Source organism: Paracoccus sp. Ld10 (assembly GCF_045064235.1).
In the GTDB taxonomy this organism is placed as follows: Bacteria; Pseudomonadota; Alphaproteobacteria; order Rhodobacterales; family Rhodobacteraceae; genus Paracoccus.
Genome location: NZ_JBISHD010000029.1, coordinates 25,275 through 35,508 on the forward strand (window position 1 = coordinate 25,275; position 10,234 = coordinate 35,508).

Annotated in this window: 7 protein-coding genes; 5 read left to right on the forward strand and 2 right to left on the reverse strand. The window is 65.4% G+C overall.

Annotated elements, in window-relative coordinates; genetic code table 11:
- Positions 1 to 76: 76 nt before the first annotated feature.
- On the reverse strand, positions 77 to 2,857 hold the full coding sequence (gene acnA, locus ACJJVR_RS11750) for an aconitate hydratase AcnA (protein WP_405404773.1): 2,781 nt from the start codon (positions 2,855 to 2,857) through the stop codon (positions 77 to 79).
- 276 nt (positions 2,858 to 3,133) lie between these two features.
- Between acnA and ACJJVR_RS11755 the strand changes: the two genes are divergently transcribed.
- The 3 genes from ACJJVR_RS11755 to ACJJVR_RS11765 are packed head-to-tail and all read left to right on the forward strand — an operon-like array spanning position 3,134 to position 5,604.
- Positions 3,134 to 4,027, forward strand: a complete 894-nt coding sequence (locus ACJJVR_RS11755; protein WP_405404774.1) for a DUF1223 domain-containing protein — start codon at positions 3,134 to 3,136, stop codon at positions 4,025 to 4,027.
- 45 nt (positions 4,028 to 4,072) lie between these two features.
- On the forward strand, positions 4,073 to 4,972 hold the full coding sequence (locus ACJJVR_RS11760; RefSeq protein ID WP_405404776.1) for an EamA family transporter: 900 nt from the start codon (positions 4,073 to 4,075) through the stop codon (positions 4,970 to 4,972).
- A 26-nt stretch (positions 4,973 to 4,998) separates the two neighbouring features.
- Complete coding sequence (locus ACJJVR_RS11765; protein WP_405404777.1) at positions 4,999 to 5,604, forward strand: inner membrane-spanning protein YciB; 606 nt, start codon at positions 4,999 to 5,001, stop codon at positions 5,602 to 5,604.
- Here the strand turns inward: ACJJVR_RS11765 and ACJJVR_RS11770 are convergent.
- Positions 5,601 to 6,485 carry an alpha/beta fold hydrolase gene (locus tag ACJJVR_RS11770; RefSeq protein WP_405404779.1) on the reverse strand — a complete coding sequence of 295 codons (885 nt, stop codon included), beginning with the start codon at positions 6,483 to 6,485 and terminating at the stop codon, positions 5,601 to 5,603. The genes ACJJVR_RS11765 and ACJJVR_RS11770 overlap by 4 nt on opposite strands.
- 533 nt (positions 6,486 to 7,018) lie before the next feature.
- On the opposite strand from ACJJVR_RS11770, the gene ACJJVR_RS11775 reads away from it, so the two are divergent.
- Both ACJJVR_RS11775 and ACJJVR_RS11780 read left to right on the forward strand, forming a co-directional pair.
- Positions 7,019 to 9,373, forward strand: coding sequence for an Rne/Rng family ribonuclease (locus ACJJVR_RS11775; RefSeq protein ID WP_405404780.1), 2,355 nt, complete (start codon positions 7,019 to 7,021; stop codon positions 9,371 to 9,373).
- A gap of 117 nt (positions 9,374 to 9,490) precedes the next feature.
- Entirely contained in the window at positions 9,491 to 10,234 is a 744-nt protein-coding gene (locus ACJJVR_RS11780) for a cytochrome c biogenesis CcdA family protein (protein WP_405404782.1), read from the forward strand.

A 10,234-nucleotide genomic window follows, 5' to 3' on the forward strand; every position in this document is an offset into this window, starting at 1 on the left:
CCACGCCCCTGATGCACATGGACATGAAAAAACCCCCGGCGCAGTGCCGGGGGTTTTCGTTTGCATTGCTGCCTAATCAGGCGGCGGCGAGGTTGCGCAGCACATAGTGCAGCACGCCACCGTTCTTCAGATAGTCGATCTCGACTTCGGTATCGACGCGGGCCTTAAGCTGGACCGTCTTTTCGGTGCCATCGGCATAGCGGATCGTGCAGGGGACCATCGACAGCGGTTTGAAATCGCCCGCCAGCCCGTCGATCGTCACGACCTCGTCGCCGGTCAGGTTCAGCGAATGGCGGGTGTCGCCATTGGTGAACTCGAACGGGATGACGCCCATGCCGACCAGGTTGGACCGGTGGATGCGCTCGAACGATTCCGCGATCACGGCCTTGACGCCCAGCAGGTTGGTGCCCTTGGCCGCCCAGTCACGCGACGAACCGGCGCCGTATTCCTTGCCGCCGAACACCACCAGCGGGGTGTCCTGCTCGACATAGGACATCGCGGCGTCATAGATCGCCGCCTGATTGCCGGATGCGTCCTTGGAATAGCCGCCCTCGACCCCGTCCAGCATCTCGTTCTTGATACGGATGTTGGCGAATGTGCCGCGCATCATGATCTCGTGGTTGCCGCGGCGCGAGCCGTAGCTGTTGAAATCACGCGGCGCGACCTGACGTTCGGTCAGGTACTGGCCTGCCGGGGTTGTCGGCTTGAACGAACCGGCGGGGCTGATGTGGTCGGTGGTGATCATGTCGCCCAGCAGCGCCAGAACGCGTGCGCCCTTGACGTCGCTGATCGTGCCCGCATCCTTGGACATGCCCTGGAAATAGGGCGGGTTCTGGATATAGGTCGACGCGGCCGGCCAGTCATAGGTCTCGCTGTCGGTGATCTCGACGCCCTGCCACCGCTCGTCGCCCTTGAAGACGTCGGCGTATTTGGCCTGGAACATCTCACGCGTGACGATGGTGTCGACCAGATCCGCAACCTCCTTGGAGGTCGGCCAGATATCCTTAAGGTACACGGGCTTGCCGTCGGGCGTATGGGCCAGCGGATCCTTGGTCACGTCGATGTTCATGTCGCCCGCGATGGCATAGGCCACCACCAGCGGGGGCGAGGCCAGATAGTTCGCGCGAACATCGGGGCTGATGCGCCCTTCAAAGTTGCGGTTGCCCGACAGGACCGACACGGCCACCAGGTCGTTGTCATTCACCGCCTTGGAAATTTCGGGCTGCAGCGGACCAGAGTTGCCGATGCAGGTGGTGCAGCCGAACCCGACCAGGTTGAAGCCCAGGGCGTCCAGATCCTCCTGCAGGTTCGCGGCCTTGAGGTATTCCTCGACCACCTGCGAACCGGGTGCCAGCGACGTTTTCACCCAGGGCTTGCGGGTCAGGCCCAGGGCACGCGCCTTGCGGGCGACAAGGCCCGCAGCCATCAGCACATAGGGGTTCGACGTGTTGGTGCAGGACGTGATCGACGCGATCACGACCGAACCGTCACGCAGGATGTAATCCTCGCCCTCGACAGGTGCGCTGTTCAGGTGGCCGTGGCTGCCACCGGGAATTTCCTCGGGGGCGGGATCGGGGGATCCGGCCTCTTCGGTCATCTCGGCCTTTTCCTGAGCCGGCACGGACATCGCGGGACGGATGCCGCGGATGTATTCGCCGAACGCGGTCGCGGCCTCGGTCAGGGGCACGTGGTCCTGCGGACGCTTGGGGCCCGAGATCGCCGGAACGACGGTGCTCTGGTCCAGCGACAGAGTCGAGGAGTAGACCGGCGCATAGTCCGGGGTCCGCCAGAAACCGTTTTCCTTGGCATAGGCCTCGACCAGGGCGATGCGGTCCTCCTCGCGGCCGGTCTGACGCAGATAGCGCAGCGTCTCGTCGTCGATCGGGAAAAAGCCGCAGGTGGCGCCGTATTCGGGGGCCATGTTGGCGATGGTCGCGCGGTCGGCCAGCGGCATGTGGTCCAGGCCGGGGCCATAGAATTCGACGAACTTGCCGACGACGCCATGGGCGCGCAGCATCTGCACGACCTTGAGCACCAGGTCGGTGGCGGTCACGCCCTCGGCCAGTGCGCCGGTCACCTCAAAGCCCACGACCTCGGGGATCAGCATCGAGATCGGCTGGCCCAGCATCGCGGCCTCGGCCTCGATCCCGCCCACGCCCCAGCCAAGAACGGCCAGACCGTTGACCATGGTGGTGTGGCTGTCGGTGCCGACCAGCGTGTCGGGGTATGCGACGGTCGCGCCGGTCTGATCGGTGTCGGTCCAGACGGTCTGGGCCAGGTATTCCAGGTTCACCTGATGGCAGATCCCGGTGCCGGGCGGGACCACGCGGAAATTGTTGAACGCCCTCTGGCCCCACTTCAGGAACGTGTAACGCTCCATGTTGCGTTCATATTCCAGCTCGACGTTTCTCTGGAACGCGCGGGGGGTGCCGAATTCGTCGATCATCACCGAATGGTCGATGACCAGATCGACAGGGTTCAGCGGGTTGATCTGCTGCGGGTCGCCGCCAAGCGCCTTGATGCCGTCGCGCATCGCGGCCAGGTCGACCACGGCGGGAACGCCGGTGAAATCCTGCATCAGAACGCGGGCAGGGCGGTACGCGATCTCGCGGCTGCTGCGGCCGCCGTCGGTGGCCCATTGCGCGAACGCCTTGACGTCGTCGACGGACACGGTCCGGCCGCCATCCTCAAAGCGCAGCATGTTTTCCAGCACGACCTTGAGCGCGGCCGGCAGTTTCGAGAAATCGCCAAGCCCCGCCTCGGTGGCGGCAGCGATCGAGAAATAGTCGACGCTTTGGGCGCCCGCGCTCAGCGTGCGGCGCGTCTTGGCGGTATCGGTTCCGGTCTGGATGGGCATCAAGGCCTCCCTGTCTGCAAGAATGGATGGGTCTGGCGTGTGCCTTGCTTTGCCCGATCGCAGGGCATCGCGCAAGGGTTGCGTCACGAATTGTATGCGATTGCATACCATACCCCATCCTGTTGCTCAAGAGGCACGCACCCGGCTGGCGCGCGTGCTGACGAAGCCTTGATTTGGCCTTCCCCCCCACGGCCCGTTAACACATTGCATGTGAAACATGACGGGAAACATCCGATGGCCCTATGGCCCCGATCTGCATTGAGGCCGCGCCGCGGAATGGGCTGGGCCCCACTGGTCGTGGCGATGCTGGCCGTGGTGCCGGCAGCGGCGCAGGGTCCGGGCCATGCCGGCATGCGGCCACAGGCACCGCTGATCACGGCCCCGGACGATCCGGGCAGGCAGATACCCTCGACGCTGTCGCTGACGGAATCGGGGGGCGTGAACGGGTTCGCCTCGGCCAATGATGCGCCGCCGGTGACCGCCGACCTGCCCTCTGCCAATCGGCCGGTGGTGGTCGAGCTGTTCACCTCTCAGGGGTGTTCGTCATGCCCGCCGGCCGATGCGATGCTGACGATGCTGGCGGGGCAGAACGACGTTCTGGCGCTGTCATATCACGTCGACTATTGGGATTATCTGGGCTGGGCGGACAGTTTCGCGCGGCCCGAATTCACCGAACGCCAAACTGCCTATGCCCATGCCGTTGGTGAACGTTCGGTCTATACGCCCCAAATCATCGTGGACGGACAGGACACAGCGGTCGCGCCGGGGCCTGCGCAGCTGATGGGACTGATCGACGCGCACCGCTTTGCCCCCGCGCAGGTCACCATCCAGCGTGACCGCACCGACATCGGCGAGACGATCGAGCTGCAGCCCCTGTCCGACCTGGGCGGCAAGATCGACGTCCTGCTGATCCGCTATGCGCCCGAGCGCCCCGTCGACATGACCGCCGGAGAGAACCGGGGCAAGACCGTCGTTTATACAAACGTCGTGCTGGCGATGCAGCATCTGACACGGTGGGATGGCCTGCAGCCGTTGCGTCTGACGGTGCGCGCCGATCTGGTCGGCGATGCCGCCTTTCCCGACGACACCCGCCACGCCCTGCTGGTCCAGCGGATGATGGGCAAGCGCGCCTTGCCCGGACCGATCGTGGCGGCGATCCGGCTGGACTGACACGCCGCGTCTTGCACATCCTGCAATCAGGGGCCATCAGGCGGCATGGGCGATTACATCATCCAGATTGCCGGGACCGAACAGGGAGCGCGGCTGGCGTCGATCCTGGCGATCACGGCGGCGTTTCTGCACGCGGTCTTCGGGGCATTGCAAAAGGGCCGGCACGACCCCTGGATCAGCCGCGCCGCGATCGACCTGTCCTATCTGATGCTGGCGCTGCCTGTGGCGCTGTTTCTGGTGCCCTGGCCCGATCCGCATCTGTGGCCGGTGCTGGCGGGCGCGATGGGCATTCACATCGCCTACAAGGTCGCGCAGGCGCGGACCTATCAGCGGGGTGCGTATACGGTCGTCTATCCGGTCGTGCGCGGCTCCGCGCCGCTGGTCGTGGTTCTGGTCGCGATGATCGTGTTCGACGAACGTTTCAACGCGGTGCAGTGGGTGGGACTGGCCATGCTGGTGGGCGGAATCTTCGGGCTGGCACTGAACAGCCTGCGCAAGCTGCAGGTGGGTCGCGACACGCTGGTTCCCGCGCTGGTCTGGGCGCTGATCACCGGGGTGACAGTCGCGGCCTATACGACCTATGACGCCTGGGGCATCCGGCTGGCCGCGAACCCGTTCACGTTTCTGGCATGGTTTTTTGTGCTGGACGGCATCTTCATGCCGCTGCTCAGCTGGCGATCTCTGGCCGCCCTGCCGCGTGCGGAGATCGCACCGCTGGCTGCGCGGGGGATGATCGGCGCGGTCGTGGCATTCGCCAGTTTCGGGTCGGTGATGCTGGCCACCCGCATCGACGAGGTGGGCCGCGCTGCCGTGTTGAGGGAAACCTCGACCGTGTTCGCCGCCCTTGTGGGCTGGGTGATCCTGGGCGAAAAGGTGGGGCCGCGGCGCGTCGCGCTGATGGCACTGATCGCGCTTGGCGCGGTGATCGTGGAATTCGCCGCCTGACGGGTGGCCACAAAAAGGCAATCGGGATGGAAAACACGAAACCCTGGGTCAAGCCGGCGCTGGAGTTCGGCCCCCTGATCCTGTTCTTTGCGGTGTTCATGCTGTATCGCAACGACACCGTGACGATCGCGGGGGAAAGCTATGGCGGGTTTATCCTGGCCACGCTGGCCTTCATTCCCGCGCTGATGCTGACCACCGCGATTCAGTGGCGCATCACCGGAAAACTGGCGCCGATGCAGGTCGCTACGCTGGTTCTGGTCATCGTCTTTGGCGGGTTGTCGGTCTGGCTGAACGATCCGCGCTTCTTCAAGCTGAAACCCACGATCATCTATCTGCTGTTCGCGGCCATTCTGGGCGTGGGCTTGATCCTGCGCCGCAACTGGCTGGGCGCGGTCCTGTCCGAGGCGTTGCCGATGGACGCCGAAGGATGGCGCAAACTGACACTGCGCATGGCGCTGTTCTTTGTGGCGCTTGCCATCGCGAACGAACTGGTCTGGCGCAACATGTCGGACAGCACCTGGGTCTGGTTCAAGACATTCGGCCTGCCGGTGCTGCTGTTCGCGTTCCTTTTGGGTAATGCCAAGCTGTATCGCGACCACGCCCTGCCTGCCAAGGACGACGGTCAGGCCTAGGCCCGCAGCCCGCCCAAAACGGCTGGTCCCGCCAGCAGCCGCGACCAGCGCGGCTGCGGCCGCAACGGCAGGTGATGGCGCAACAGGCCCAGAGGCAGCGCCCAGGGGTGGCACATTGCAGCGCGATAGAACGCAAACAATCCCTGCCGTTGATAGGGCGTCCAATGCGACATCAGCCGTGCCGCGCGGGCGGTGGGAAAGCCCAGTGTCTCCAACGCCTCCAGCGTGGCGGCATCGTCGATCTGCAGATCCACCCAGTTGGTGCGCGCCTGCGCCAGCCCCGCCCCAAGCGCCCGCCTGCGCCCGCGCGACAGCAGCTGTTCCAGCCCGAAATCGAACAGGTCGTTTTCGCGGGCGGTGACGTTGAGAACCTCTGCCATCCGGCCTGCGGGACTGTCCAGCGCGGTCATGGCCGTGTCCTGAAATTCGGCGGCGTTCAACAGGACGATCCGGCCGATGCTGCCCGGCGCGGCATGATCCAGCGCCTGCAGAGCCACCCGACCGCCAAGCGAATGCCCGATCAGCCCCACGGGCCGTCCCGCCACCGTCGCCAGGTCATTGATCAGGCCACCAAGGGTCGCCCCGGCCCATGCCGCGCGGTCATAGGCGTGGCGCAGCCGGCCCCGCGCCTCCCAGCCAAAGGCCAGTGCCAGACCTTCGGCCGGATCGCCGCAAAATCCCAACTGCTGCGGCCAGGATATCCCGCCTGGGCCGGGCGTGGGAGACAGGATATGGCGGTGCGGATCATGCGACGGATGGGCGGGGGAGTAGCGGTAACCGTGCAGCATCACCAGGATCGGCGCCCCTGCGGGCAACCGGCGCGCCGCCTCCCGCAGGGCAGGGGCCGCAGGCTGGTCGGCATCCATCCGCATCACGGGCATCGTGCTCTCCGTTCCCGGTCGATACCGGTATAGGGGCAGGGTGCGACGGTCGCGTGAAAAATCTGTTAATGCTGCGTGACAGTGCGCGGTTGCCGTAAAAACGCCCATGCCGGTCCGGGATCGTTTTCGGCATTGAATTTTGGTGGGTTTCCCCGCTATGTTGGCATCACGCGCATGGCCGCCCGCAACCGGGGGTTGCCACGCGCCGACAGTTTCGCAGCGCGGCACCTCTGATCCCGATATCCGGGCAGCCATGTGTCCCGCGGAAAACCAAGCCTCCGCCGCGCCACCGCTTTGCGGGACGGCGCAGGAGGTCAGATGAACAGCGGCCCCGCCTTGCGGCATCGGGCCATCCTAGGGAACAGACGCGATGACGCGCGCTTTGGACGGCAGACTTCGGGACGGGCGGGCAAGATGCCCCGTCGGACCGGACGTCTTCGACGGTGACGCGCCCGTGTCCATATCACACCGCAGACCGAACCGGGGGATGCCATTGGCGCCGCCCGGTCTTTGGCTGCGCGAAAGACACAACAATGGCAATGAAAATGCTGATCGACGCCACTCATGCCGAGGAAACTCGGGTGGTCGTGGTCGATGGAACCAAAGTCGAGGAATTTGATTTCGAGACAGCCAACCGGCGCCAGATCGCCGGGAACATCTATCTGGCCAAGATCACGCGGGTCGAACCCTCGCTGCAGGCGGCCTTTGTCGATTACGGCGGAAATCGTCACGGCTTTCTGGCCTTTGCGGAAATCCACCCGGATTATTATCAGATCCCCGCGGCCGACCGCGAGGCCCTGAAGGCCGAGGAACGCGCCGATGCCGAGGCCCAGGAGGCCGAGGAGGAGCGTGGCCGTTCGCGCCGCAAGCCCCGCGCCGAGGCGGTCGAACAGTCCGACGAGACGACGACCGACGATGCGGCCCAGGACGCCACCGACAAGGACGACGAGATCGAATCGGTCGCCGACGAGGACGTGACCGAGGAGGTCCGCGCGCCGCGCAAGCCGCGTGCCCGTCGCTATAAGATCCAGGAGGTCGTCAAGGTCCGCCAGATCATGCTGGTCCAGGTCGTCAAGGAAGAGCGTGGCAACAAGGGTGCGGCGCTGACCACGTACCTGTCGCTGCCCGGTCGTTACTGCGTCCTGATGCCCAACACCGCGCGTGGCGGCGGCATCAGCCGCAAGATCACCAATGCCGCGGATCGCAAGAAACTCAAGGACATCGCGGGCGAACTTGATGTGCCCAAGGGTGCTGGCCTGATCATCCGTACCGCGGGCAGCGAACGCACCCGTCTGGAGATCCGTCGCGATTACGAATACCTGCTGCGCCTGTGGGAGCAGATCCGCGACCTGACGTTCAAGTCGATCGCGCCGGCCGCCATCTATGAGGAAGGCGACCTGATCAAGCGCAACATCCGCGACCTGTATTCCAAGGACATCGACGAGGTCCTGGTCGAGGGCGAGCGCGGCTATCAGGCTGCGCGCGACTTCATGCAGATGATCATGCCGACGCATTCCGACAGCGTGAAGCATTACCAGGACCAGATGCCGCTGTTTGCGCGTTTCCAGGTCGAGAGCTATCTGGCGGGCATGTTCAACCCGGTCGTACAGCTGAAATCGGGCGGCTATATCGTCATCGGCATCACCGAGGCGCTGGTCGCCGTCGACGTCAACTCTGGCCGGGCCACCAAGGAAGGCTCGATCGAGGAGACCGCGCTCAAGACCAACCTGGAGGCTGCCGACGAGGTTGCCCGCCAGCTGCGTCTGCGCGATCTGGCCGGGCTGATCGTCATCGACTTTATCGATATGGACGAGCGTCGCAACAACGCCGCCGTGGAAAAGCGCATCAAGGACAAGCTGAAGTCCGACCGCGCCCGCATCCAGATCGGTCGTATCTCGGGCTTTGGCCTGATGGAGATGTCGCGCCAGCGTCTGCGTCCCGGCATGTTGGAATCGACCACGCAGCCCTGTGCGCATTGCCACGGCACCGGCCTGATCCGCAGCGATGACAGCCTGGCGCTGACCATCCTGCGCGCGATCGAGGACGAGGGAACGCGCAAGCGCTCGCGTGAGGTTCTGGTCAAGGCGCCTGTCGCCGTCGCCAACTTCCTGATGAACGCGAAACGCGAGCATGTCGCGGGGATCGAGGCCCGTTACGGCCTGTCCGTCCGGGTCGAGGCCGACCCGGCGCTGGTGTCGCCAGACTTTGCGATCGAGAAGTTCAAGACCGCGACCCGCGTGCTGCCCGAACCAAGCCATGTGCCCCTGGGCGTCAATGCCGACCTGATGGCCAGCATCGACGAAGAAGACGATACGGTCGTGGCCGAGCCGCAGGACGAACCCGCGGTCGAGGTCGCCGAGGCACCCGAAACCGAGCCGCGCGCCGAGCGTCCGGCCGATCCCGACGCCGATTGTGAGGGCCGTTCGCGCCGCCGCCGCCGTCGTCGTCGCCGCAAATCCGGCGACCGCCCCGAGGGCGAGGATCTGCGCGCCGACGACGACCAGGACGACGACGGAGAGGACCAGTCCGACGATGACGCAGCAGCACCCTCCGCGGAACCCGTCGCTGCCGATCAGGGCGAGGCCAATGCACCGCAAGCCGAGGGAGAGGCCGCGTCGGGCCGCACCCGAAGCCGTTCGCGCGGTCGGTCGCGGTCCAGAAAGCCCGTCGATGCTCAACCGTTGGCCGATGTCGTCGACCTGCAGGACAGCCAGGATGCCCGCGCAGACGCGCTGCCCGGTCTGAACGCCGCCCCGGTCCCCGCCGAAGCGGTGGCAGAGGCGCTGGTCGAAACCGCGGCTGCACCCGTTCAGGCGGAGCCGCAGGTCGAGGCCCTGTCCGAACCCGCCGCGCCGACCAAGCGCCGCGGTTGGTGGGCCGGCCGCTAAAGGCTGCAACACGAAAGGGGCGTGGTGCCAACACCGCGCCCCTTTTTACCACCCGGCCCACGCATCCGTGACGCGGTGACCCCTGTTCTTTGCATCGCCAACCGCTAAGGTGCCGCAATGTTGGGAATCGAACTTGCCACCGCCGCCTTCCTGCCCGCCGCCTTTGTGGCGTTGCTGGCGGGTTTCCTGTCGTTTCTGTCGCCCTGCGTCCTGCCGATCGTGCCGCCCTATCTGGCCTATATGACCGGCGTTGGGGTGAACGGGTTAAAGACCCGCGAACGCAGCGCCGTCGTGCCCGCGCTGTTCTTCGTGATGGGCCTGTCGACGGTCTTTCTGGTCATGGGGTTCGCGGCCTCCGCCTTTGGGCGGGCCTTCCTGCAGTACCAGGACATGCTGGCGCGCGCCGCCGGTTTCATGGTCGTGGTGATGGGCCTGCATTTCCTGCACATCATCCGCATCCCCATTCTGGACCACGAGGCGCGGATGCAGTCCGGCCAACAGGGCGGTGGCGCGACAGGTGCCTATGTGCTGGGCCTTGCCTTTGCGTTTGGCTGGACGCCGTGCATCGGCCCGCAACTGGGCATGATCCTGTCGCTGGCCGCCACCGGCGGGGAACTGTCGCGCGGGACCGGTCTGCTGGCAATTTACGCGCTTGGGCTGGGGATCCCGTTCCTGTTGGCCGCAATCTTCATCAACCGGGCCATCGGTCTGATGAACCGCGTCAAACCCTACCTCAAGACGATCGAACGGGTCATGGGTGCATTGCTGGTCATCGTGGGGGTCATGCTTTTGACAGGCGCATTTTCGGCCTTCAGCTTCTGGCTGCTAGAGACATTCCCGGCGCTTGCCACACTGGGCTGA

Coding starts and splice junctions, on each gene's coding strand:
- ACJJVR_RS11755 (WP_405404774.1), top strand. CDS start 3,134: ATGGGCTGGGCCCCACTGGTCGTGGCGATGCTGGCCGTGGTGCCGGCA.
- ACJJVR_RS11775 (WP_405404780.1), top strand. CDS start 7,019: ATGGCAATGAAAATGCTGATCGACGCCACTCATGCCGAGGAAACTCGG.
- ACJJVR_RS11760 (WP_405404776.1), top strand. CDS start 4,073: ATGGGCGATTACATCATCCAGATTGCCGGGACCGAACAGGGAGCGCGG.
- ACJJVR_RS11780 (WP_405404782.1), top strand. CDS start 9,491: ATGTTGGGAATCGAACTTGCCACCGCCGCCTTCCTGCCCGCCGCCTTT.
- ACJJVR_RS11765 (WP_405404777.1), top strand. CDS start 4,999: ATGGAAAACACGAAACCCTGGGTCAAGCCGGCGCTGGAGTTCGGCCCC.
- ACJJVR_RS11770 (WP_405404779.1), bottom strand. CDS start 6,485: ATGCCCGTGATGCGGATGGATGCCGACCAGCCTGCGGCCCCTGCCCTG.
- acnA (WP_405404773.1), bottom strand. CDS start 2,857: ATGCCCATCCAGACCGGAACCGATACCGCCAAGACGCGCCGCACGCTG.